Origin of the sequence: Actinomadura graeca, from assembly GCF_019175365.1 — a bacterium.
Lineage (GTDB): Bacteria > Actinomycetota > Actinomycetes > Streptosporangiales > Streptosporangiaceae > Spirillospora > Spirillospora graeca.
Map to the genome: position 1 here is coordinate 6019843 of NZ_CP059572.1, position 23071 is coordinate 6042913.

General features: G+C 70.6%; 26 protein-coding genes. 19 read left to right on the forward strand and 7 right to left on the reverse strand.

Annotated elements, in window-relative coordinates:
• Window positions 1–3: 3 nt before the first annotated feature.
• Window positions 4–900 (reverse strand): TolB family protein, encoded by an 897-nt coding sequence (locus AGRA3207_RS26710; RefSeq protein WP_231329757.1) that lies wholly within the window; start codon window positions 898–900, stop codon window positions 4–6.
• Window positions 901–1098: 198 nt separating this feature from the next.
• On the opposite strand from AGRA3207_RS26710, the gene AGRA3207_RS40355 reads away from it, so the two are divergent.
• From AGRA3207_RS40355 to AGRA3207_RS26725, 4 genes are all read left to right on the forward strand, one after another.
• A complete protein-coding gene (locus AGRA3207_RS40355; protein ID WP_420830920.1) occupies window positions 1099–1179 on the forward strand; it encodes a hypothetical protein in 81 nt (26 codons plus the stop codon).
• Window positions 1176–1610, forward strand: coding sequence for a transposase family protein (locus tag AGRA3207_RS26715; protein ID WP_231329758.1), 435 nt, complete (start codon window positions 1176–1178; stop codon window positions 1608–1610). Before AGRA3207_RS40355 ends, AGRA3207_RS26715 begins: the two co-directional genes overlap by 4 nt.
• A 254-nt stretch (window positions 1611–1864) precedes the next feature.
• Window positions 1865–2473 (forward strand): class I SAM-dependent methyltransferase, encoded by a 609-nt coding sequence (locus AGRA3207_RS26720; RefSeq protein ID WP_231329759.1) that lies wholly within the window; start codon window positions 1865–1867, stop codon window positions 2471–2473.
• Between the two features lie 72 nt (window positions 2474–2545).
• Window positions 2546–3553 carry an HNH endonuclease gene (locus AGRA3207_RS26725; protein WP_231329760.1) on the forward strand — a complete coding sequence of 336 codons (1008 nt, stop codon included), beginning with the start codon at window positions 2546–2548 and terminating at the stop codon, window positions 3551–3553.
• Between the two features lie 474 nt (window positions 3554–4027).
• Here the strand turns inward: AGRA3207_RS26725 and AGRA3207_RS26730 are convergent, their stop codons facing one another.
• The 3 genes from AGRA3207_RS26730 to AGRA3207_RS26740 all read right to left on the reverse strand — a co-directional run bounded on the left by AGRA3207_RS26730 (window position 4028) and on the right by AGRA3207_RS26740 (window position 5845).
• Window positions 4028–4384 (reverse strand): SH3 domain-containing protein, encoded by a 357-nt coding sequence (locus tag AGRA3207_RS26730; RefSeq protein WP_231329761.1) that lies wholly within the window; start codon window positions 4382–4384, stop codon window positions 4028–4030.
• 204 nt (window positions 4385–4588) lie between these two features.
• Window positions 4589–5296: an integrase gene (locus AGRA3207_RS26735; protein WP_231329762.1), complete on the reverse strand. Its 708-nt coding sequence runs from the start codon at window positions 5294–5296 to the stop codon at window positions 4589–4591.
• 138 nt (window positions 5297–5434) lie between these two features.
• Complete coding sequence (locus tag AGRA3207_RS26740; RefSeq protein WP_231329763.1) at window positions 5435–5845, reverse strand: NUDIX hydrolase; 411 nt, start codon at window positions 5843–5845, stop codon at window positions 5435–5437.
• A gap of 112 nt (window positions 5846–5957) precedes the next feature.
• Between AGRA3207_RS26740 and AGRA3207_RS26745 the strand changes: the two genes are divergently transcribed.
• Window positions 5958–6578 carry a histidine phosphatase family protein gene (locus AGRA3207_RS26745; RefSeq protein ID WP_231329764.1) on the forward strand — a complete coding sequence of 207 codons (621 nt, stop codon included), beginning with the start codon at window positions 5958–5960 and terminating at the stop codon, window positions 6576–6578.
• Here AGRA3207_RS26745 and AGRA3207_RS26750 read toward each other — a convergent pair.
• The gene (locus tag AGRA3207_RS26750; protein ID WP_231329765.1) at window positions 6575–6973 is read right to left on the reverse strand and encodes a hypothetical protein; all 399 of its coding nucleotides are present in this window, start codon (window positions 6971–6973) and stop codon (window positions 6575–6577) included. The genes AGRA3207_RS26745 and AGRA3207_RS26750 overlap by 4 nt on opposite strands.
• Before the next feature lie 589 nt (window positions 6974–7562).
• Complete coding sequence (locus AGRA3207_RS26755; protein WP_231329766.1) at window positions 7563–8060, reverse strand: Lrp/AsnC family transcriptional regulator; 498 nt, start codon at window positions 8058–8060, stop codon at window positions 7563–7565.
• A gap of 109 nt (window positions 8061–8169) precedes the next feature.
• Here AGRA3207_RS26755 and pdhA point away from each other — a divergent pair, with 109 nt between their 5' ends.
• From pdhA to AGRA3207_RS26770, 3 genes are read left to right on the forward strand one after another with little or no spacing between them, the layout of a single operon-like run.
• Window positions 8170–9270, forward strand: a complete 1101-nt coding sequence (pdhA, locus tag AGRA3207_RS26760; RefSeq protein ID WP_231329767.1) for a pyruvate dehydrogenase (acetyl-transferring) E1 component subunit alpha — start codon at window positions 8170–8172, stop codon at window positions 9268–9270.
• Complete coding sequence (locus AGRA3207_RS26765; RefSeq protein ID WP_231329768.1) at window positions 9267–10277, forward strand: alpha-ketoacid dehydrogenase subunit beta; 1011 nt, start codon at window positions 9267–9269, stop codon at window positions 10275–10277. The genes pdhA and AGRA3207_RS26765 overlap by 4 nt, the downstream gene beginning before the upstream one ends.
• A complete protein-coding gene (locus AGRA3207_RS26770) occupies window positions 10274–11587 on the forward strand; it encodes a dihydrolipoamide acetyltransferase family protein (RefSeq protein ID WP_231329769.1) in 1314 nt (437 codons plus the stop codon). The genes AGRA3207_RS26765 and AGRA3207_RS26770 overlap by 4 nt, the downstream gene beginning before the upstream one ends.
• Here the strand turns inward: AGRA3207_RS26770 and AGRA3207_RS26775 are convergent.
• Window positions 11574–12257: a TetR/AcrR family transcriptional regulator gene (locus AGRA3207_RS26775; RefSeq protein WP_420830781.1), complete on the reverse strand. Its 684-nt coding sequence runs from the start codon at window positions 12255–12257 to the stop codon at window positions 11574–11576. The genes AGRA3207_RS26770 and AGRA3207_RS26775 overlap by 14 nt on opposite strands.
• Window positions 12258–12376: 119 nt before the next feature.
• Between AGRA3207_RS26775 and paaZ the strand changes: the two genes are divergently transcribed.
• From paaZ to AGRA3207_RS26830, 11 genes are all read left to right on the forward strand, one after another.
• A complete protein-coding gene (gene paaZ / locus AGRA3207_RS26780) occupies window positions 12377–14416 on the forward strand; it encodes a phenylacetic acid degradation bifunctional protein PaaZ (RefSeq protein WP_231329770.1) in 2040 nt (679 codons plus the stop codon).
• Window position 14417: 1 nt separating this feature from the next.
• Window positions 14418–15395 (forward strand): 1,2-phenylacetyl-CoA epoxidase subunit PaaA, encoded by a 978-nt coding sequence (gene paaA / locus AGRA3207_RS26785; protein WP_231329771.1) that lies wholly within the window; start codon window positions 14418–14420, stop codon window positions 15393–15395.
• Window positions 15395–15700: a 1,2-phenylacetyl-CoA epoxidase subunit PaaB gene (gene paaB / locus AGRA3207_RS26790; RefSeq protein ID WP_231329772.1), complete on the forward strand. Its 306-nt coding sequence runs from the start codon at window positions 15395–15397 to the stop codon at window positions 15698–15700. The genes paaA and paaB overlap by 1 nt, the downstream gene beginning before the upstream one ends.
• 6 nt (window positions 15701–15706) lie before the next feature.
• Entirely contained in the window at window positions 15707–16579 is an 873-nt protein-coding gene (gene paaC / locus AGRA3207_RS26795) for a 1,2-phenylacetyl-CoA epoxidase subunit PaaC (protein WP_231329773.1), read from the forward strand.
• Window positions 16573–17085 carry a 1,2-phenylacetyl-CoA epoxidase subunit PaaD gene (gene paaD, locus AGRA3207_RS26800; RefSeq protein WP_420830782.1) on the forward strand — a complete coding sequence of 171 codons (513 nt, stop codon included), beginning with the start codon at window positions 16573–16575 and terminating at the stop codon, window positions 17083–17085. Before paaC ends, paaD begins: the two co-directional genes overlap by 7 nt.
• Window positions 17086–18183, forward strand: a complete 1098-nt coding sequence (paaE, locus tag AGRA3207_RS26805) for a 1,2-phenylacetyl-CoA epoxidase subunit PaaE (RefSeq protein ID WP_231329775.1) — start codon at window positions 17086–17088, stop codon at window positions 18181–18183.
• Between the two features lie 69 nt (window positions 18184–18252).
• Window positions 18253–18531, forward strand: a complete 279-nt coding sequence (locus AGRA3207_RS26810; protein WP_231329776.1) for a GlsB/YeaQ/YmgE family stress response membrane protein — start codon at window positions 18253–18255, stop codon at window positions 18529–18531.
• Between the two features lie 99 nt (window positions 18532–18630).
• Entirely contained in the window at window positions 18631–19188 is a 558-nt protein-coding gene (locus tag AGRA3207_RS26815; protein WP_231329777.1) for a TerD family protein, read from the forward strand.
• 144 nt (window positions 19189–19332) lie between these two features.
• Window positions 19333–20709 (forward strand): hypothetical protein, encoded by a 1377-nt coding sequence (locus tag AGRA3207_RS26820; RefSeq protein ID WP_231329778.1) that lies wholly within the window; start codon window positions 19333–19335, stop codon window positions 20707–20709.
• A 127-nt stretch (window positions 20710–20836) separates the two neighbouring features.
• Entirely contained in the window at window positions 20837–21319 is a 483-nt protein-coding gene (locus AGRA3207_RS26825; protein ID WP_231329779.1) for a DUF485 domain-containing protein, read from the forward strand.
• On the forward strand, window positions 21319–22983 hold the full coding sequence (locus AGRA3207_RS26830; protein WP_231329780.1) for a solute symporter family protein: 1665 nt from the start codon (window positions 21319–21321) through the stop codon (window positions 22981–22983). Before AGRA3207_RS26825 ends, AGRA3207_RS26830 begins: the two co-directional genes overlap by 1 nt.
• Window positions 22984–23071 lie beyond the last annotated feature (88 nt).

The following is a 23071-nucleotide window of genomic DNA, read 5'->3' on the forward strand; positions in this document are numbered from 1 at the left end:
CGCCTACCAGGCCGGGCTGCCGTCATCTCCGGTTGTAATGCGTACTTCTCCGGTTCCGTCTATGTGCGCTTTGAACAGGCCCCGCCCTGATGGGCGGGAGAAAACCAGCCATTGCCCGTCCGGTGACCATGCAAGATCTTCGAGGTCGACGGATTTGGCGACGAGCCGCCTGCTCGACCCGTCAGTGCGCATGACCCAGACCGACATCTCCTCATCCACCGACTCGGAGTCATTGCCTCCCTTGTTCACACACAGAGTGAAGGCCAGAAACTGACCGTCTGGCGACCATTTCACCGCTCCGATATTGCAGGTGTTCACCGCACCCTTGTAGACGACTTTCCGCTGTGAACCATTGATACCGACCGTGACCAACGTTGGCGCGGCCGTCGTCACGCCAGGAATGGCGTAGGCCAACTGTCTGCCATCCGGCGAGATCGCCAAGGCCCCGGCATCGACTTCGCTCACCACATGAGCGCCCGAGCCGTCTGCTTTCATCTCCCGAATCTCATGGTCGGTGGTGAAGGCCACAGATGGCGGCTGCTTCCTGTCTATTGCGAACGACAGAGGTTGCTCGGGGCCTAGGGTCGTCAACCGGCCCTTCTCTGATCCATCGGCTCCCACCAACCAGAAGTCCACCGCAACTTCCGGGGTGCTGTTGTAGTCGGACCGCCGTACCACGATCTTCTGGTGATCTGGCGTCCACACAGCCGCGTCGCCCTTGGTCACCTGCCGGATTGATCCGTTCGGCATCAAAGCGAGCAGGTTGTCATTCCCTCTCACGAACAACAACGGCGGCAGGGGCGGCTGCGATTTTTGGGGGCTGCTCGGCTGGGGAGATCCAGAGCATGCCGCCGCCAGAATGATCGACATCGGGCACACTAGACCGCGGAAGATCTTCATGGGTGCTCCAGATCGCTGCCGCATATTGCCTGACTGCCACAATTTAACCTACACACATCACAAGGACGGTGTTGCTAACCGGTTTGTTCTAGCTCGACTCGCGCCCCACGCTCACCCTGTCGAAGGGGCCAGGGCGGCTTCGAGATCGGTTCGCGCTGGCGAGCGTTGGCGCCTGGCCGTCAAGCGCTGCTGGTGCTGGTGCACCTGCGCCGCAACGAGACTTTCGCCGGCCTGGCGGCGGCGTTCGGGGTCGGTGCCGCGACGCGCACCGCTATGTGACCGAGGTCGTGGCGCTGCTCGCCGAACTAACATCTGACCTGCGCCAAGCGCTACGGATCGCCGCACGCAAGGCTTACGTCATCATGGACGGCACGCTGGTGACCACCGACCGGCTACCGGGTGCAAACGACCGGCTGTATCCCTCGGGCAAGCATCGCCGCCACGGCGTGAACATCCAGTTTCTCACCGATCCGCATGGCGAGTTGATCTGGGCGTCACCCGCGCTGCCGGGCTCGACCCACGACCTGACCGTGGCCCGCGACCACGGCATGGTCGCCGGGCTGACCGCGCGGGCGGTTCGCCTGCTACGCCGACAAGGGGTATGTCGGTGCGGGTGGCGCGATCGGCACACCCTACAAGCGCAAGAAGCGCCGCGGGCTGGCAACGCAAGAAGCTGTTCAACCGACACCACGCAAGAGTCCGCGCCTTAGGTGAGCGCGGCGCCGCCACCCTCAAGCAGTGGCACATCCTGCGGAAGGCCCGGTGCTCACCCAGCCGCCTTACCACCGTTGTTCAAGTTGTTCACACCCTTCACCACCAGCCCGGATGAGGATGGAATCAGCTCCGTGGTGAGCATCTGAGTGGACGTAGTTCGCTAGAGGTGCTCGACGGCTTGGGCCGCGCCGGTCGGATGGCGCCGGTAGTGTCGCGGTGGACCGTACTGAGCGCTGGGCATGGGGGTTGGATGGTGATCGCTGGCACCCTTGGTTACGCCGAGGAGGCAGGGGCACTCGTCCGGCAGTACGAGGGACTGGCGTTTACGGATGTTCACAAGGACGTCCTGCACCTATTTCCTCGCGTGCCAAGCCGCGTCTTGGACGTGGGTGCGGGGTCCGGACGTGACGCTGCGGCGTTGGCCCGGGAGGGACACCGGGTGGTCGCTGTTGAACCGACGGCGGAGCTCAGGGGCCATGGTCAGCGCCTGCACGCCTCTGCGGCCATCGTCTGGGTCGACGATGCGCTTCCCGGTCTGTCGAGCCTGGCTGGATCTCCTGAGTTCGATGTGATTCTTCTGTCTGCGGTGTGGATGCACTTGGACGAGCGTGAGCGGTGTGGGGCGATGGGGCGACTCGCTGAGTTGGTGACGCTGGGTGGCCGGGTCGTGATCACGCTTCGGCACGGCCCGTCGTCGCCGGGTCGGCGCATGTTCGACGTCTCGGTAGAAGAGACCGTCGCTGTCGCGGCCGGTGTTGGTTTGACTCTTGTCCACTGCGAGCGACGGGAGGATGTGCTTGGTCGCCCGGAGTTGACGTGGAGCAGTCTCGGGTTTCAGGCGTCATGCCAACGTGGCTGAGGGCTCGATTCGCCGCGGTTGTCGGCGGCGACCCCTAGCGTGACGGTGTCATGGATACGCTGGGAGATCACAATGAGCGAAGAATTCTACAAAGTGGATCCGACCCCGCGGTCTTCATGGCGCTTGGCGGTCCTTATGGGCGCCAACTCCCGGACGTACAAGTTCGCACTTGGTGATGCGTTGTTGCAGGTCGCAGCATCAGGGCGTACAGAAGTGCTTCTCGATGAGCTGACAGTGCCCTACGCCATGAGTCTCCTGCGGCACATGGAACAGGCACCGCAAGCGGCACAGTCCTCGGCGACCGCGAAGACCGACTTCCTGAAGATCGCCGAACGCGAGGCGGCCGAGTCGCGGCGGCTTGGCCGGCCGACCGAGGCCCTGGTGCGGGCGGCGGCGAAGAACATGCCCGGCATGGTGATGCAGAAGTTCCACAACCTGGGCAAGGGCTCGCAGGTCCCGCATCGGTTCTACGAACTGGAAGGCAGCGCGCGGGAGCGCATCGTACGGTTCAGCCCCGAATTGCGGCAGGTCGCGCTGTCGGAGCAGACCGGACTGCTGCAAGGTGAGCTGGAAGCCCGATGGAACATCGTGGAATCCTCTTTCGCCACTGATATCAACAGGACCTTGCTGCAGGAGGGCGTCGCGGTCGACCTGCAGGCCATGAAGGTGCTGGATAAGCGCCGCCGACGTGCGATCACCGGAGTCAAGGAGGCGGTGATCGGCTTCCAGCACGGTCTTTGCCTGATCTGCGGACACGTGCTCGGGCCGAACGATGAGTACGCCATCGATCACGTGTTCCCATGGTCGCTCATGGACCGTATGGGCTGGCAGGGGCCGGACTTGGACTCTGTCTGGAACCTCGCCCCCGCCCATGTCCCTTGCAATCTCGCCAAGAGCAACCGGCTGCCGTACGAGGTCGAACTGAGTCGGCTCGCCCAACGCAACGAGGCGATCATGCACTCGCCGCATCCGCTGAGAAAGACCCTTCAGTTGACGCTGCAGAATGGCACCAACCGGCGGATCGTCCCGGGAGGGTGGCCCTACTTCATCCGCTCGGTACTGGCCTTGATCACCACTTGACGCAGGGGTCGCCGGTGTCGGCGGCACTTGAGGATCAAGGTGAGGTTGCTTTGGTCGACCAACAACGGATTCTGATTTCATGGGAGCCGGGGATGTCTACGGTGGCGCCGAGTCCGTCGAAGAATTTGCTGGCCTGATATCCGCTGCACTCGATGCCGGGCGGGGCTCGTTTGCCGGGAGTCTTGGGAAGATCTCCAGTCTGCTCCACGGGTGCGGGCACAGTTATTCGCGTCGATGTTGCAGGAACTCGCTGGGTTCGAAGGGCAAGGCGGCTCATATTTTACTGCCTATGCCTATGGTCCCAGCATGGTGTGGCGCTCCGGATCACACCCCGCTTCAATGGGGCTTGAGGTGGGGTGAGCCTTTTGGGTCAGGGCCCTCTTCCGGTGTGGAAGAGGGCCCTGAGCGGAGACGTCGTGGTGGAGGTTGGGGCCGGAGGTGCGGCCTACTTGACGCTGGGTCGTGGCCGATCGGCTAGCAGTGCGACACCTTGCCCTTGATGATTTTGATGTAGCGGCCCGAGACCCACTCGGGAGTGCTGATGCCCAGCCGGTACCACTTGCGGACCCCCTTGACGGGCTGTCCGTTGACCCAGCATTTGATGTCGACGATCTGGCCCGGCCGCAGCGAGCCGAGGCGCTTGGAGTGGGTGGTGGGCTTGGCTCGGATCACGAGCCGGCTGCGGGAGATCACCTTGCCTTTGGGGTAGGCGTCGGTGACGGGCGCGACCACCGCCGTCGCGTGCGCGGACGTGAGGTCGGCCGATTCTGCCAGTGCGGTCGACGCGCCGACGGTCCCGACGCCGACGGCTCCCGCCATGACGACGATCACAGCTGTGCGATTGAGTTTCACTAATCTTCCCCCGAATGGACCTGGGCCTTGGTTTGGTCTGTCGATTAACAGGTACTAAAGGCCCGACTGCTCGGCTTTGGCGATGCCCAGTGCGGGCACCTCCGACACGCTGAGCGGGCCCGGTCCGCGACGAACGGCACGGGATATGCGATCAGCGGTGCACGCGTGCGAGCGGATCGGTGGTCAGTCCGAGGTCGTCCACCAGAGGGCGCTTGCGTCGGTGGACGCTTCTGTTTCGCGAATACGGGCTATGAGTTCAGCCGGTCCGCCCTTGCGGAGTGCCGCGAGCAGCTCCGGCCAGGTCAGCGAGTTGCGGCTGTCGTTGCTGAGGAGGGCCACGCCGTCCAGCTTGGTGAGGGGCGTCGAGCCTGTGAACGCCTCGCTGGCGGCTTCTGGTTTCGTGCTCGCGACCCAGAAGCCGTCGGGCTGGTTGCGGTAGGACGCGAGGCTGCCCGGGGGTTCGTCGATCCGGTTGGCGAGCTCGGCGCGGCGGTCGTCTGTGACGATCTCGGGGGCCTGGTCCGTGCGGTCGAGGACGAGGGTGGCGTCCGAGAGCAGCAGGTGTTCGAGGCGGTCGCCGGTGACGCGGGCCAGGGCGACGGCCGCCGAGGGGGAGTCCGGGTGCGAGAGGTCGCACGTCCAGGCGTGCAGGGCGTTGACGCGCTCGATGGCGACCGCGAGGGCCTCGCCGAGGCCGACGGAGGTGTCGGCCGCGGCGGCGAGGAGGAGGCCGCCCAGGTGGCGGGCGTACCAGGCGACGGAGTGCTCGCATCCGGTGTCCGCGGGGGCCTCGGTGCCGGCGACCAGGGCCAGGAGGCCGGGCGCGGCTGCGGCGAAGTCCTCGTTCTCCTTGTCCGGACGGCCGGGTTCGCTGGCGATCTGTACGCGCATGTGTCCCTCGTCAGCTTTGCGCCTCGTCGGGCGGGTCGATCGACGATGACCAGGAATCGGTCGCAGCCGACTTGCCCCCACAAGCCGTGAGCAAGTGAACCACACCGGATGAAGCCTCAGGGTGGATACGGCGAAGCATCACCGTTCCGCCGTCCAGCGGGCGTCGATGCGGTCCAGCCAGGCGTCCTGGCCGCCGGTAAGGGGGTGTTCCAGTGGTAGCGGGACGAAACGGCAGGAGAAGGTCAGGCCCGCGTCGTCGCCTTGTCCCTGGACGGTGTGGGTCCAGGCGTCCGGTGTGGTGGGGAGTGCGTGGAGATGGAAGTAGGTGGTCGTGTCCTCCGCGGCGACCTGCCGGATCACGGAGGCGGAGCGCATGCCGGTCTCCTCGGCGAGTTCCCGGAGGACGGCGTGCTCCAGGCGCTCACCGGGGTGGACGCCGCCCGCGGGGATCTGGGTGCCGGCCTCTGGCATCCCGACGTGGTCGAAGACCAGCAGTTCGGGGACGGCGCGGTGGCGGATGACGTAGGCGGCGACGCGGATTCTGGTCATGGGGGCCTTTCCGGGCTTCCGTGCCGGCGCGCGGCCGTGGAAGCCTGTCATTGTGATCAGCGAGCGACGGGTGTGGCTTGTTCGGCATGGGCAGAGTGAGTCGAACGCCGGGTTGCCGACGGACGGGCCGTACGCGTCCCCGCTCACGGCGCTCGGGGAGCAGCAGGCTGCGCGGGTCGCCGACGCCTTCGCCGCCCCGCCGGCCCTGATCGTCAGTTCCTCGTTCGTGCGGGCGCGGCAGACCGCCGAGCCGGCGGTGAAGCGGTTCCCCGAGACGCCGTATGAGGAATGGCCTGTCGGGGAGTTCACCTATCTGGGGGCGCTGCACGGGCCGCGGACGACGTCGGAGCAGCGTCGGCCGCACGCGGAGGCCTACTGGGAGCGGCTCGACCCGGCCTACGTGTGCGGGGGAGACGGCGAGTCCTTCCAGGCGCTGATCGCCCGTGTCCACGTCTTCCTGGACCGTCTCGCGGGCCTTCGTGAGGAGGGTCTGGTGGCGGTGTTCACCCATGGCATTTTCATGAAGGCCGTCATCTGGTCGCTGTTGTCCGGGGTCGGCGAGCCGGATGCCGCGGCGATGCGGGGATTCCGGCAATTCGGCGAGGTGTGCGAGATGCCCAACGGCGTCATCACGGAACTGCGGCGCCTGGACGGGTCAAGGGGGTTCCGGGTCGTCGGGGGCGGGACGGCGCACCTGGGGGAGGCGTCCACCGTCCAGCGGATCCTGGACTAGGCGGCCTTCTGGCCGATCGCCTCGGCGACGGCGTCCCAATCCGAGGTGCAGGACATCCATCGTGTGACGGGCACCTTCTTGCGCGTGCCGCATTCCCGCACCAGGACGATCCGGTTTCCCTCGACGACGAGGGTGTCTTTGCCGGTGTCCTGGAAGAGGCGCCGCCGGCCGAGCGGGGGCGCCACCTCGAGTGTCCGGGTGCGGGTCGTGTAGGTGAAGTACTCGCGGCTGAAGGCGATGGCGGCGAGCGAGATCATCAGGACGCCGGTCGTGATGCTCGATAAGCGGTGGAGGAGTAAACCGGCCGGCAGGTTCAGCATGCCGATCACGAGGAATAACCAGGGCACGGACGTGCGGTAGCGGACGGTCAGCCTGGTTCGCTGAGGAGTGGCCATGGGAGCTCCTTTCGTTGGTGACGATTCTCTTTCGACCGTATCGCGGATGTGGTGCCGATGGCCGGTTTCGGCCTTCCGGGCTGTTGATTCCTCAACCGTTGCGGCATTGGTTTCGATTCCATTTTGTTCTGCCGCGGCATAGGGCGTGGTGAAGTGCCGGTTCCGGACGCTTGCCGGTGCCGGTCACGTGCTTGAGGTGACTCCTGCGCTGGTCGGCGAAGTTTCCGCAGTGGTGTCCGGATGCGCGGGTGAGAGGAGGGGCCCGGAAACGACTTCCTGGACGTCCGGAAGGGCTTCAACGGGTACCTGTTCGTCGAAGAGGGCCACGACGCCCTGTACGGCGGTGAATTCAGCAAGCTGTCCGGAGGGGACGGCGACGACTGGCTCGACGGAGGCGGACCGCGAGGGGCGTATGCATGCGACGACGGACCCGGCGTCAATGTGTTGAAGAATTGCGGCGCCTGACCGTTCCCGGGCCGTCCACCAGATGTCGGTGGACGGCCCTCGGCGTGTCGCCCCCGGCCGTCGTCCGGCGGTCGTTCGTCCGGCGTGTCGTCCGGTGGTCGTGCGGTGTGTCAGCCGGCGCGCGTCAGTGGTGCGGGGTCGGGGTCTCGTCGAAGATCAGCCAGGTGCGGGTGGAGCGGACGCCCTCGACCGCGTGGACGCGGCCCAGGACCACGTCGCGCAGGGACGTGTTGTCGGGGGTGCGGACCAGCATGACGAGGTCGACGTCGCCGCCCACGAAGGCCAGGTGCTGGATGTAGGGCACCTCGCGGAGTTGCGCGGACACCTTGCGCCACGAGTTCTGCTCGATGTTGACCAGCACGTAGGCGGCGGTGCCGAGGCCCGCGCGGACGGGGTCGAGGCGGGTGGTGAACCCGGCGATGACGCCTTCGTCGATCAGGCGTTCGACGCGCGCGTAGACGTTGGAGCGGGAGACGCTGACGCGCCCGGCGAGGGCGCGCATCGACAGGCGGCCGTCGGCGCCGAGCTCGCGCAGGATGGCGCGGTCGACGTCGTCGAGGGGCGCGGCCGAACGTCCGGCGGGGGCCGGGGGTGGCAGGGTCCCCGGGGACAGATGGTCCATCGATGCTCCGTCTGCTGGCAAGTCGTCCTCGATTGAGGCCGGGTGTTGAGACTTATGGCCGTCCTGATTCATATTCCTACCATCGATGGAATCAGGAGGTGGGGCGTCCATGACGGGTCCGCAGCCGGAGACACTGCTTCCCTCGAAGGAGCCCGTGCGGTTCCTGACCGACACCGGCGCGGAGGCGCGAGGACGGTCCGCCTACGAGCGGCCCGGCCCGGAGCTGCTGCGCCGGGCGTACCGCGGCATGGTCATCGGGCGGCGGTTCGACGCCCAGGCCACGGCGCTGACCAAGCAGGGCCGGCTGGCCGTCTACCCGTCGAGCCACGGGCAGGAGGCCTGCCAGGTCGGGGCGGCCCTCGTGCTGTCGGACGGCGACTGGCTGTTCCCGACGTACCGGGAGTCGGTCGCACTGGTGGCGCGCGGGATCGATCCGGTGGAGGTGCTGTCGCTGCTCCGGGGCGACGCGCACTGCGGATACGACCCCGGCCGGCACCACACGGCGCCCCAGTGCACGCCGCTCGCGACGCAGACCGTCCACGCGGCGGGGCTGGCGTATGCCGAACGGCGCAAGGGGACGGGACGGGTCGCGCTCGCCTGCGTGGGCGACGGCGGGACGAGCGAGGGCGACTTCCACGAGGCCCTCAATTTCGCCGCCGTCTTCAAGGCACCGGTCGTGTTCCTGGTCCAGAACAACCACTACGCCATTTCCGTGCCGCTGGATCGCCAGACCGCGGCGCCTTCGCTGGCGTACAAGGGCGTGGGTTACGGGGTGCGTTCCGAAAGGGTGGACGGAAACGACCCGGTGGCGGTGCTCGCGGTGCTGTCCGCGGCGGTCGAGCACGCGCGGTCGGGTGCCGGGCCCTTTCTCGTCGAGGCGCACACCTACCGGCTTGAGGCGCACACGAACGCCGACGACGCGTCCCGTTACCGGAGCGAGGCGGAGGCGGAGGAATGGCGGCGGCGCGATCCGGTCGCGCGGCTGGAGGTGTTCCTGCGCGGGCGCGGCGAATTGACGGACGAGGACGTCGCAGCCGCCGCCGCGGAGGCCGAGGAGTACGCCGCGCGGCTGCGGGAGCGGATGAACGCCGATCCCGAACTGGTCCCGATGGGGCTGTTCGACCACGTCTACAGCGCGCCGACCGCGCAGCTGGACGAGCAGCGGGCGATGCTGCGCACCGAGATCGAGGCCGAGGAGGCGCTGTCATGACGACCATGGCCCAGGCGCTGAACACCGCGCTCCGCGACGCGATGGACGACGATGAGCGGGTCGTGGTCTTCGGCGAGGACGTCGGCGCGCTCGGCGGGGTCTTCCGGATCACCGACGGGCTGGCGCAGAAGTTCGGCGACGACCGCTGCTTCGACACGCCCCTCGCGGAGGCGGGGATCGTCGGCTTCGCGGTCGGAATGGCCATGGGCGGTTTCCGGCCGGTGGTCGAGATGCAGTTCGACGCGTTCGCGTATCCGGCCTTCGAGCAGATCGCCTCCCATGTGGCGAAGACGCGCAACCGCACGCGCGGGCGGATCGGGCTGCCGCTCGTCATCCGCATTCCGTATGCGGGCGGGATCGGCGGCGTCGAGCACCACTGCGATTCCAGTGAGGCGTATTACGCCCACACGCCGGGATTGAAGGTCGTCACTCCTGCGACGGTCGAGGACGCCTACTCGCTGCTGCGGGAGGCCGTCGAAGACCCCGATCCCGTCGTTTTCCTGGAGCCGAAGAAGCTCTACTGGTCGAAATCCGATGTCGTGCTTCCGGTGCGGGCGGAGCCTTTCGGCCGCGCCGCCGTCCGGCGTCCCGGCGGGGACGTCACGGTCGTCGCGTACGGGCCGAGCGTGCCGGTGGCCCTGGAGGCCGCCCGCGCGGCCGAGGCCGAGGGCTGGGACCTGGAGGTCGTCGACCTGCGGACGATCGTCCCGTTCGACGACGCGGCGGTCGTCGCGTCCGTCCGCCGGACGGGACGGTGCGTCGTCGTCAGCGAGGCCGCCGGTTTCGCGGGCGTCGGCGCGGAGATCGCGGCGCGCGTCCAGGAGCGCTGCTTCCACAGCCTGCAGGCGCCGGTGCTGCGGGTGACGGGGTTCGACATCCCCTACCCGCCGCCGATGCTGGAGCGGCATCACCTGCCGAGCGCGGACCGGATCCTCGACGCGCTCGACCGCCTCCAGCGCGACGACCGGCCCGATACCCGGTTCCTCGGCCTGGGCGGCGCCGCGTGAACGCGACCGTGTTCCGCCTCCCTGACCTGGGCGAGGGCCTGACGGAGGCCGAGATCCTGGAGTGGAAGGTGTCCGTGGGGGACTCCGTCGCCGTCGACCAGGACGTTGTGGTGGTGGAGACGGCCAAGGCGGCCGTCGACGTCCCGATCCCGATCGCGGGCACCGTGGCGAGGCTGTGCGCCGACGCCGGGGCCGTCGTGGGCGTGGGCTCCCCGCTCATCGAGATCACCGCCGAGGACGCCGCGTCCGGGCGGCGCGATCTGCCCCGCGAGTCGCACCGCGAGCAGCACCGCGAGTCGCACCGGGAGGAGGAGCGCGCCGGGTCGGGGAACGTCCTCGTCGGCTACGGGACGGGTGCCGCCCAACGATCCCGCCGCCGCGCCGCCAAAGCCGCACCCTCCGCAGGTGCGAAGGCAACGGGCGCGAACGCGACGGGTGCCACGGACGCGGGACGGGAGGCTCCGCGCGTCATCTCGCCCGTCGTCCGGCGGCTGGCCAAGGACCACGGTGTGGACGTCGCGGCGCTGGCCCCGAGCGGACCCGGAGGCGTGGTGCTCAGGCGCGATGTGGACGCCGCCATCGCCGGCGCGGCCGCGCCCCGGCCGGACGAGACGTCCGATGTGCTGCGGATACCCCTCACGGGGACGCGGCGGGCGGTCGCCGACAAGGTGGCGCGCAGCCGCCGGGAGATCCCCGACGCGAGCACGTGGGTGGACGTCGACGCCACGCCGCTGCTGGAGCTCAAGGAGGAGATCGGCCGGGCCGACCCGGGGGCGCGCGTCGGGATACTGGCGCTACTCGCGCGGATCTGCGTTGCGGGGCTCCGGCGGTTCCCGCAGCTCAACGCCCATCTCGACACCGAGCGGGGAGAGATCGTCCAGGTGCCGTGGGTGCACCTGGGGTTCGCGGCGCAGACCGATCGGGGCCTCGTGGTGCCGGTCGTCCGCGACGCGCACCGGCTCACGCTCGCCGAGCTGGCCGCGGAGCTGCGGCGGCGGACGGACGACGCGCGCGCGAACCGCCTCGCCCCGGGCGACCTCACCGGCGGGACGTTCACGCTCAACAACTACGGCGTGTTCGGCGTGGACGGCTCGACGCCGATCATCAACCATCCCGAGGCCGCCATGCTCGGCGTCGGGCGGATCGCCGACAGGCCCTGGGCGTACGGCGGCGAGGTGCGGCTGAGGAAGGTCGCGCAGCTGTCGTTCACCTTCGACCACCGGATCTGCGACGGAGGCGTCGCGGGCGGTTTCCTGCGGTTCGTCGCCGACTGCGTGGAGCGTCCTGGGGTGCTGGTCACGCACCTGTAGCGGGCACGGGGCGGCCGGCGGGCGCCGTCCGCGGCGGGGGTCGGCGCAGCCCGTCGAAGGCCATCGCGCACACGGCGTCGGCGATCTCGGCGCCGCCGGAGCCGCCGCGCGGGCGGTACCACTCGGACAGCGAGTTGACCAGGCCGAACAGCAGGCGGGCGACGATCGCCGGGTCGATGTCGGGGCGGATGTCGCCCTCGGCCCCCGCCTCGGCGACCAGCCCGGACACCATGCGGTCGAACTCGCGGCGGCGGGCGAGCGCGCGCTTCTCGACGGCGGTGTTGCCGCGCACCCGCAGCAGGAGCGTGACGAACGGGAGCCGCTCGACGAGGACGGCGACGCTGGCGCGGACGAGATGCTCCAGCCGGTCGATCGCGCGCCCGTCCACGGCGGCTGCCTCGTCGGCGGCGGCGAACAGGCCGTCCAGCGCGCGGTCGACGGCGAGCTGGAGGAGCTCGTCCTTGCCGGTGACGTGGTGGTAGATCGCCGACTTGCTGATGCCGAGCCGTTTGGACAGCTCGTCCATGCTCGTGCCGTCGTAGCCGCGCTCGTTGAACACCGTGACGGCGACCCGGAGCAGGGATTCCCTGTCGTAGCCGGGACGTCCCGGACGTCCCGGACGTCCCGGCCGCCCCTGCCGCGTCGCGCGGCCGTCGTCCACGTCTCCCACGGCGGTCATTATCGCAGCAGGCCGGGCCTCAGGGCTTCTCGGGGGCGCCTCCCGCGAGGTAATATCCGACTGAACGGACGGTCGGTAATTCGGTGGTTCCGAGACGGGAGGGCCCGCGCATGGCTCCGCTGCCCAGTTACGTGTCCGGCGGCTGGCATCGTCCGAAGGACGAGGGCGCGCCGCTCGCGGACGCGGTGACCGGCGAGGAGATCGGCCGGATCTCCGCGTCCGGCATCGACCGCGGCGCGGTGCTGGAACACGGGCGGCGGGTGGGCGGCCCGGCGCTGCGTGAGCTGACGTTCCACCAGCGTGCGGCGCTGCTCAAGGCACTGGCGCTGCACCTGCGCGAGCACCGGGACGAGCTGTACGCGCTCTCCGCCCGCACCGGCGCGACGCTCACCGATTCGCGGATCGACGTGGACGGCGGCATCGGCGTCCTGTTGTCGTACGCGAGCAAGGGCAAGCGCGAGCTGCCGAACGACACCGTCCTGATCGAGGGGGACGTGGAGCCGCTCGGCAAGGGCGGCACGTTCGCCGGACGGCACCTCCTCGTGCCGCTCCAGGGCGTCGCCGTGCAGATCAACGCCTTCAACTTCCCGGTCTGGGGGCCGCTGGAGAAGCTCGCGCCCGCGTTCCTCGCCGGGATGCCGACCCTGGTCAAGCCCGCGGCGCAGACCGCGTACCTGACCGCGCGCCTGGTGGAGCTGATCATCGCGTCCGGCATCCTCCCCGAGGGGACACTCCAGTTGCTCTGCGGTGACGCCGGTGACCTCCTCGACCACCTGACCGAGCAGGACGCGGTGGCGTTCACCGGTTCTGCCGCGACCGCGCGCACGCTGCGCACGCACCCGGTCGTCGTCGGGCGCTCCGTCCGGTTCAACGCCGAGGCCGACTCGCTGAACTGCTCGATCCTCGGCCCGGACGCCCGTCCGGGGACGGCCGAATTCGACCTGTTCGTCCGCCAGCTCGTCACCGAGATGACGGTGAAGGCGGGGCAGAAGTGCACGGCCATCCGCCGCGCGCTCGTCCCTGCCCGCCTGCTGGACGAGGTGGCGGAGGCGGCGGCGGAGCGGCTCGCGCGCGTGACGGTCGGCGACCCGCGCGACCCGGACGTCCGGATGGGCGCGCTCGCCGGGCTGGAGCAGCGCGAGGAGGTCCGCCGCGGGCTGAAGCCGCTGCTGGACGCCGGCCGGATCGTGTTCGGCGACCCCGTGACCGTGGACGTCGTCGGCGCCGACCCCGAGCGCGGCGCGTTCATGTCGCCGATCCTGCTGCGCGCCGACGACGCCGGGCGCCCCGAGCCGCACGAGGTCGAGGCGTTCGGCCCGGTCAGCACCCTGCTGCCCTACTCCTCGGTGGACGAGGCCGTCGCGCTGGCGGCGCGCGGGCGGGGCAGCCTGGTCGGCTCCGTCGTCACCGCCGACCCGGCCTTCGCGCGCCGCGTCGTCCTCGGCGCCGCGCCCTGGCACGGGCGGCTGCTCGTGCTGAACGAGGAGGACGCGAAGGAGTCCACCGGGCACGGGTCGCCGCTCCCGGCCCTCGTCCACGGCGGCCCCGGTCGGGCGGGCGGCGGCGAGGAGATGGGCGGGATCCGCGGCGTCGCACACCACATGCGGCGCACCGCCGTGCAGGCAGGGCCGGCGATGCTCACCGCCATCACCGGACGCTGGACACCGGGCGCGCCGCACACGCGCACCGACGTCCACCCGTTCCGCAAGCACCTGGAGGAACTGCGCATAGGCGACACGGTCGTCGCGGGTCCCCGGACGGTCACGCTCGACGACATCGAGCACTTCGCCGAGTTCACCGGTGACACCTTCTACGCCCACATGGACGAGGACGCCGCCAAGGCCAACCCGTTCTTCGGCGGCCGGGTCGCGCACGGCTACCTCGTGGTGTCGTTCGCGGCAGGGCTGTTCGTCTCGCCCGAACCCGGTCCCGTCCTAGCGAACTACGGGCTGGAAAAGCTCCGGTTCCTTGCGCCGACCTTCCCCGGCGACGAGCTGACGGTGACGCTCACCGCCAAGCAGATCACCCCGCGCGAGGACGCCGCCTACGGCGAGGTGCGCTGGGACACCCGGGTCACCCGGGGGGACGGCGAGACCGTCGCCGCGTACGACGTGCTGACCCTGGTCGCAAAACGCCCGGAAGGGGAGTGACATGACCGTTCCCGACACCCAGGCGCCGCCGGCGGACGGCGTGGAGGCCCACTTCGAGCGGACCATCGAGCGCGACCAGCGCGTCGAGCCGCGCGACTGGATGCCCGGCAGGTACCGGACGACCATGGTCCGGCAGATCGCCCAGCACGCCCACTCGGAGATCATCGGGATGCAGCCGGAGGGCGCCTGGATCACCCGCGCGCCGTCCCTGCGGCGCAAGGCGATCCTGCTGGCCAAGGTGCAGGACGAGGCGGGCCACGGGCTGTACCTGTACTCGGCCGCCGAGACGCTCGGCGCCGACCGCGCGGACCTGACCCGCAGGCTCATCTCCGGCCGCCAGAAGTACTCGTCGATCTTCAACTACCCGACGACGACGTTCGCGGACGTCGGCGTGATCGGCTGGCTGGTGGACGGCGCCGCCATCTGCAACCAGGTGCCGCTGTGCCGCAGCTCCTACGGCCCGTACGCGCGGGCGATGGTCAGGATCTGCAAGGAGGAGTCGTTCCACCAGCGGCAGGGCTACGAGATGCTGATGTGCCTGATGCGCGGCACGCCCGCCCAGCGGGAGATGGTGCAGGACGCGGTGGACCGCTGGTGGTGGCCGTCGCTGATGATGTTCGGCCCCCCGGACGCCGACTCCACGCACACCGCGCAGTCCATGGCCTGGAAGATCAAGCGGCACACCAACGACGAGCTGCGGCAGCGGTTCGTGGACATGACCGTCCCGCAGGCGCGCGCGCTGGGGGTGACGCTGCCCGATCCCGACCTGCGGTGGAACGAGGAGCGCGGGCACCACGACTTCGGCGAGATCGACTGGTCGGAGCTCAAGCGCGTCATCAGCGGTGACGGCCCGTGCAACGCCGAGCGGATCGAGGTGCGCCGCGCCGCGCACGAGGACGGCGCCTGGGTCCGCGAGGCCGCCGCCGCCCACGCGGCGAAACAGGCCGACACCGCGGGACGCGAGGGGATGGAGGCGTGATGGAGGACGGCGAGACCACCGTCGACGCGGGCTGGCCGCTCTACGAGGTGTTCGTCCGGGGGAAGCGGGGCCTGAACCACGTGCACGTCGGGTCGCTGCGCGCCGCCGACGGCGAGATGGCGCTGCGGAGCGCCCGCGACCTGTACACCAGGCGCAACGAGGGCGTCAGCATCTGGGTGGTGCGGGCACGCGACATCACCGCGTCCAGCCCGGACGAGAAGGACCCGTTCTTCGCCCCAAGCGGCGACAAGGTCTACCGGCACCCGACTTTCTACGACATTCCCGACGACGTCCCGCACATGTGAGGCCCGATGTCCTTCGACAACGCACTCGGAGCGATCACCGAGGAGAACGACGAGGCGCGCTGGGCGTTCGGCACCGGCTTCCACGACCCGCTCGCGGGGGTCGACACGTCCGTCCCGGACGGGGTCGGACGCGCCGACCTGGCCACCTACTGCCTGATGCTCGGCGACGACGCGCTGGTCATGTCGCACCGGCTCCAGGAGTGGTGCACGCACGCCCCCGAGCTGGAGGAGGAGGTCGCACTGGCCAACATCGCCCTCGACCTGCTCGGCCAGGCGCGGCTCCTGCTCACACGCGCCGGGGCGGCCGAGGGCGCCGGACGCGACGAGGACGACCTCGCCTACTTCCGGGACGCGGCGGAGTTCCGCAACGTCCGGTTCGTGGAGGCGCCGAACGGCGACTTCGCGCACTCCATCGTCCGCCTGCTGATGTTCTCGACCTGGCGGCTCGCGCTGCTGGACCGCCTCACCGCGTCCCGCGACCCCGTCCTCGCCGCGGTCGCCGCCAAGGGCGTGAAGGAGGTCGCCTACCACCGCGACCACGCCGCGCTGTGGACGATCCGCCTCGGCGACGGCACCGCGACGTCCCACGACCGGACGCGGCGGGCGCTGGAGGCGCTCTGGCCGGAGACCGGCGAGCTGTTCGGCGTGCACGGGGTCGAGCACCGGATGGCCGACGCGGGCGTGGGCGCGGACCCGTCCGGCGCGCGCGCGGAGTTCGGCGACGTCCTCGACCAGGTGCTGCGGACCGCGACGCTGCCGCGTCCGGACCCCGTGCCGCCGTCGGTGTCCGGGCGCGCCGGGTCGCACACCGGGGCGCTGGACGACCTGCTCGCCGAACTCCAGGGCCTGGCCCGCGCGCATCCCGGGGCGACGTGGTGAGCGGCCCGACGCCCGGCGCCGAGGGCGCGCGCGCGGCCGCCGAGACGGTCACCGACCCCGAGCTGCCGATGCTGACCCTCGCCGACCTCGGCGTCCTGCGGGACGTGCGCGTGGACGGCGGGCACGTGGAGATCACCATCACCCCCACCTACACCGGCTGCCCTGCCCTGGACGCGATGCGCGCCGACCTGCGGGCCCGGCTCGCCGACGCCGGGTACCGCGACGTCCGCGTCCGCACCGTCCTCGACCCGCCGTGGACGACCGACTGGATCACCGAGCGCGGGCGCGGGAAGCTCGCCGCGGCCGGGGTGTCGCCCCCCGGCCCCGCGCCGCGCCGGGCCACCGGGCCGATCCCGCTCACCCTGGGCCCGCCACGCCGGATCCCCTGCCCCCGCTGCGGTTCCGCGGACACCGTGCGGCTGTCCCGGTTCGGCGCGACCGCCTGCAAGTCCCTGCACCGCTGCGGCGGCTGCGGGGAGCCGTTCGAGCACGTCAAGGAGATCTGAATGACGGCCGTGGACGAGCAGGGCACCATCCCCGCCGCCCGCGCGCGCGGCGGCTTCCACGCGCTGCGCGTCGTGTCCGTCGAGCGGCTGTGCGACGACGCGGTCGCGGTCACCTTCGACGTGCCCGCCGCGCTGGCCGCCGAGTACGCCTTCACGCCCGGCCAGTTCCTCACCCTCCGCCGCCGCGTCCGCGGACGGGAGGAGCGGCGGTCCTACTCGATCTGCTCCCCGGCGGGCGCCGCGCCGCGCATCGGCGTCCGCGAGATCCCGTTCGGGATGTTCTCGTCCTGGCTGGTCCGCGAGGTGCGGCCGGGCGACGTGATCGACGTGCTGCCGCCGTCGGGGACCTTCACGCTCCGCTCCGGGACGGGCGCGCACCACGTGCTGATCGCCGCCGGGTCGGGGATCACGCCCGTGCTGTCGATCGCCGCGTCCGCGCTGGCCGACCCGTCCTGCCGGGTGACGGTCCTGTACGGCAACCGGCGCAGCGGCACGGTCATGTTCGCCGACGACCTGGCCGACCTCAAGGACGCCCACCCGGACCGGTTCGACCTCGTGCACGTGCTGTCCCAGGAGCCGCGCGAGGCGGAGCTGTTCACCGGGCGCCTGGACGCCCCCAGGCTTCGGACACTGTTGCCGCGGCTGGTCCCCGTCCGGGATGTCGGCCACTGGTGGCTGTGCGGCCCGTTCGGGATGGTGACGGGGGCGCGGGACGTCCTCGCCGGCCTGGGCGTGCCGCGCGACCGCGTCCACCAGGAGCTGTTCCACGTTGACGAGCCGCCGCCCGGGCCGGACCGTCCCGCCCCGGTGATCACGGGCCCTGCCAGCGACGTCACGATCGTCCTGGACGGACGGTCCACGACCACGACGCAGCCGCGGGACGCGACCGTCCTGGACGCCGCCCAGCGGGTCCGCCCGGACCTGCCGTTCGCCTGCAAGGGCGGCGTCTGCGGGACCTGCCGGGCCAAGGTCGTCGAAGGAGCGGCCGACATGCGCCGCAACTTCGCGCTCGATCCCGCGGAGGTCGCCGCCGGCTACGTCCTGACCTGCCAGTCCACGCCCGCGACCGACCGGCTCAAGATCGACTACGACGGCTGACCTGGAGAGGTGACAACCGCGCCTGGGTGGGCACAAGGGCTCTACGACGCACCTCGAGGAGGCGGGCTCGTGACCATCTCAGGGATCATCACAGCGATCATCATCGGAGCGATCATCGGAGCGCTGGGACGGCTGATACTGCCGGGCCGCCAGCCGATCGGGATCCTGCTCACCATCGGCATCGGCATCGTGGCCGCCCTGATCGGCACCGCCATAGCGCAGAAGGTCGGCGTGGACACCACCGACGGCGTCGACTGGATCGAACTGGTCTTCCAGATCGGGCTCGCCGTCATCGGCGTCGCCGTGGTCGCCTCGCTGAAACGGCGCCGCGACACCAGACACCACTGACCACCCGCAAATTCCGGACCACTCCCACCACCGGCAGTGGCCGGTCCATGCCAGTTCGCATCGTGCCGGTCACCGGCTGCTCACGAGGTGCCATCCTCGGTGGAGGCCGCTCCCGACCGTGATCACGTGGTCACGGTGGCCGCCCAGCCTCCGGCCGAACGGGAGTGGCACATGCAGCAGATGCTCAAGGGATCCAACGTCGGCCTGGCGGCCCTGACCGAGGCGGCGGGCCCGGTGACCGTGGCGCTGCGCTGGTCCGACCCGTCCGGGACGGGCGAGGCGGATGTCGCGGCGCTGCTGGCCGCGGCGTCCGGCAAGGTCCGGGGGGACGAGGACTTCGTCTTCTACAACCAGCCCGCCACCCCCGACGGCTCCGTCCAGCTCCTCGGCAAGTCACCGACCGCCGGAGGGAGCGAGGACCGGATCCTCTTGGACCTCGCGGCCCTGCCGTTAGAGGTGGAGCGGGTCGTCGTGACGGCGAGCCGATACGCGGGCGCGACGTTCGGCGCCCTTTCCGACCTCGGCCTGACCCTCTACGACAGCTCCGGTGCGGCCTTGCTCGGATTCGACATCGGTGACGCTGCGGCGGAGACCGCCTTCGTGTTCGGTGAGCTGTACCGGCGGGGCGATACCTGGAAGTTCCGGGCGGTGGGGTAGGGGTACGAGTCGGGGCTCGCGGGCCTGGCCGCCGACTTCGGCATCAGCGTCGACGACGGCGACGAGGAGGGACGCGAGGACGGCGCCCAGGATGAGGACGGCATCCAAGACGAGGGCGGGGGCGTCCAGGGCGAGGGCGATGCCGTGCCCGACCCGGCTCCCGTCCCCGCCTCGGCCGCGGCGGAGCGGGCGGACGCGGCGCGGCAGGCAGTCCCCGCGAAGAGCGGACGGGTGCGGACCGCGAAGAAGCGGAGCACGCTGCCGAAGGCGCCGAAGGCCGACCTCGCCGATCACCCCGCGTGGCAGGGCGCGCGGTTGTTCCCGGTAGCGGGCCTCCGCAATGACCACGAGCGGGAGGCGCGGGCCACCTCCACCTTGCTGGCGGTGATGACGCAGGTCCCGGAGTTCGGGCGGCGGCTGACGGCCAGGTTCAACGCCCCGGCCGGGACGGTCCAGACGTTCGTCGAGGCGCCCTTCAAGCACGGCGACGGCAAGGTCCGGCCGGACGGGGTGATCCGCGTGGCGCGGGCCGGGCGGATCTGGACGGCGCTGCTCGAGACCAAGACCGGCGGGAGCCCGCTGAAGGCGGAGCAGGTAGAGGCGTACCTGGACGTCGCCGCCCGGAACGGGTACGAGACCGTCATCACGCTGTCGAACGACCTGGCACTGGACGGTGAGCATCCGCTGACCGTCGACAAGCGGAAGCTGCGCAAGGTGGCCCTGCGGCACCTGTCGTGGGCCGAGGTCGCCCACGAGGCGCACATGCTCTGCCATCATCACGGGCTGGCAGGTCCGGCGCATGCTTGGCTGCTCGGAGAGCTGCTGCACTACCTGCGCCACGACAACGCCGGGTGCCAGGGCTTCCAGGACATGGGACAGGCGTGGGTCCCGGTGCGCAACGCCATCGCGGCGGGCACGCTGCGGCCCGGCGACAGATACGCGCCGCGCGTGGCCGAGAGCTGGGAAAGGCTCGTCCGGCAGCTGTGCCTGCGGCTGAGCGGGGAGACGGGGCTGAACGTCGCGCCGGTCACCCGGCGAAGGCGCGGCGGTGACGCGGGGGAGCGCCGGGCGGCCATCGTGGCGTCCCTCATCGGGTCCGGGCGGATGAGCGCCGAGGTGCGGCTGCCGGGCGCGGGCGGGCCGGTGCGGATCGAGGCCGATCTGCGGACGGGACGGATCGAGACGTCCGTCGAGATCCCGGCGGCGGCCCGGGCGCGCGCTCTGACGCGGGTCCAGTGGCTTCTGCGGCAGCTGGCGGACGCGCCACCGGAGCTTCGCGTGGAGGCGCTGGCGGACGGACGTCCCGATGGGCCGTGCGAGGTGCTGAAGAACCTCAGGAGCGAACCGGGGCTCCTCGTTCCCGCCGGAGGGGAGATCGCCTCGTTCCGCTTGACTCTCCCGACCGGTATGGGCGCCAAGCGGGGAACGGACGAAGCGGGGTTCGTGCGGAGCGTGGACATCGCCGTGGACCGGTTGCATCAGGAGGTCATCCGGGTGCTGAAGGTGGACGCCGGGGGGTGAGGGATTCCTGGCGGGCAAGGGATTGCCTCGCGTATCGGCAAGAGGGCCTTGCGGCGCGCGAATCTTTGATCTCATAGAGGCATCGAACGACTACGCGGAGTCATGATCGGGTCTGGAGGGGGACCGTATGGTCGGGGACTCGCAGCCCGCGCGGTGCCAGGGGATCGGACGGGGCGTCACGGTTCCTCCCGGGCATTACGCGTCTGTGGCGTGCGATGAGAGGTTTCGGCTGCTCAGGAGGAGGTTCGCGCACCTGGCGCTCTGGGTTCTTTGTGGGTCTTTAGGGTGGTATTTCGCCTACGTCGCGCTGTCCGGGTTCGCCCGGGGGTTCATGGCGCGGACGGTGGTCGGCGACCTCAACGTCGCGCTGCTGCTGGGCCTGCTGCAGTTCGTCGTGACCTTCGCGCTGACCGGGGCGTACGTCGCCTACGCGCGGCGGCGCCTCGATCCGCTGGCCGCCGAGCTGCGCGCCGGGCCGCCCGGCGGCGTGCGGGTGCCGCGGCCGGTCGCCGAGGTGCGGGTGCCGCGGCCAGCCGGCGGTGTGGTCGTGCCCGAGCCGCGGGGTGAGTGGAACAAGGCCGTCCGTCCTGACCTGGGGGAAGTGGGTTGATGGACGAGCGGATGCTGACGTTCGGGCTGTTCGTCGGATTCGTGCTGGTCACGCTCGGGATCACCGTGCGGGCGCGGGCCGGCGGCAAGGGCGCGGACGACTTCTACGCGGGCGGGCGGATGCTGTCCGGCCCGCGCAACGGGGTCGCGCTCGCCGGGGACTACATGTCGGCGGCCTCGTTCCTCGGCATCGCCGGGATCATCGCGCTGTCCGGCTACGACGGGCTGCTGTACTCGATCGGCTTCCTGGTGGCGTGGGTGGTCACGCTGCCGCTGGTCGAGCTGATGCGCAACACCGGCCGGTTCACGATGGGCGACGTCCTGACGCGGGGGGCCCGCGGTCAGGCGGGGGTGCGGGCGGCGGCGGTCGTCTCCACCGTCACCGTGTCGGTGTTCTACCTGCTCGCGCAGATGGTCGGGGCGGGCGCGCTGGTGTCGCTGCTGCTCGGCATCCACGAGGGGCGGCGGTTCCTCGGGATGTCCACGGGCACCGCGCGGACGGCCACGATCGTCGCGGTCGGGGTGCTGATGATCTGTTACGTGATGGTCGGCGGGATGAAGGCCACCACGTGGGTGCAGATCATCAAGTCCGTGCTGCTGATGGCCGGCGGGGTGGTGCTGACGGCGCTGGTGCTCGGGCGGTTCGGCTTCGACGTCGGCGCGATGCTCGGGTCGGCCGCCGACGCGAGCGGGAAGGGCGCCGACTTCCTCAGGCCCGGCCAGCGGTACGGCCAGGACGTCCCCGGCGACTCCTACCGGACGATCGTGAACAAGCTCGACTTCATCAGCCTCGCGCTCGCGCTGGTGCTCGGCACCGCGGGCCTGCCCCACATCGTCAACCGGTTCTTCACCGTGCCCGATTCGCGGGCCGCCCGGACATCGGTGTCCTGGGCGATCGGCCTGATCGGCGCCTTCTACCTGATGACGCTGGTCCTCGGGTTCGGCGCGGCCGCGCTGGTCGGACGGCAGGCGATCGTCGCGCAGGACCCGTCCGGCAACACCGCCGCGCCGCAGCTCGCGCGGGCCGTCGGCGAGCACGTCGCCGGACGGGCGGGCGGCCAGATCCTGCTCGCGTTCATCGGCGCGGTGGCGTTCGCGACGATCCTCGCCGTGGTGTCCGGGCTGGTGCTGGCGTCCGCGACGTCCCTGGCGCACGACGGCTTCGGCCAGGTGCTGATGCTCGGCCGCCCGCGCGAGTCGCAGGAGGTGGCGGTGGCCAGGGTCGCCTCGTTCCTCGTCGGCTCGGTCGCCGTGGTCCTCGCGGTCGTCGCGCAGAACCTGAATGTGGCGTTCCTGGTGGCGCTGGCGTTCGCGATGGCCGCGTCGGCGAACCTCCCGGCGATCGTGCTGTCGCTGTTCTGGCGGCGGTTCAACGCGGGCGGTGTCGTGGCGGGCGTCTACGGGGGCCTCGCCGCCTCGCTGGCGCTCGTGCTGCTGTCACCGGTCGTGTCCGGGAAGGTCGACCCGGTGACAGGCAGGAGCCTGTCGCTGTTCCCGAAGGGCGTCGACTTCCACCTGTTCCCACTGGAGAATCCGGGCCTCGTCTCGATCCCGATCGGATTCCTGTGCGCGGTCGTGGGGACGTTCGCCGCCCGGCGCGAGACCGACCCCGCCCCCTACGACGACCTGGCGGTGCGTGCGCTGACCGGCGCGGGCTCGCACTGACGGCGGTGCCGAAGCGGGCGGGCACGCGACCCCGGCAGGAAGATCCGCGCTGTCCTGGACCGTGCCCTAATGCGACGAGTGCCCGGGC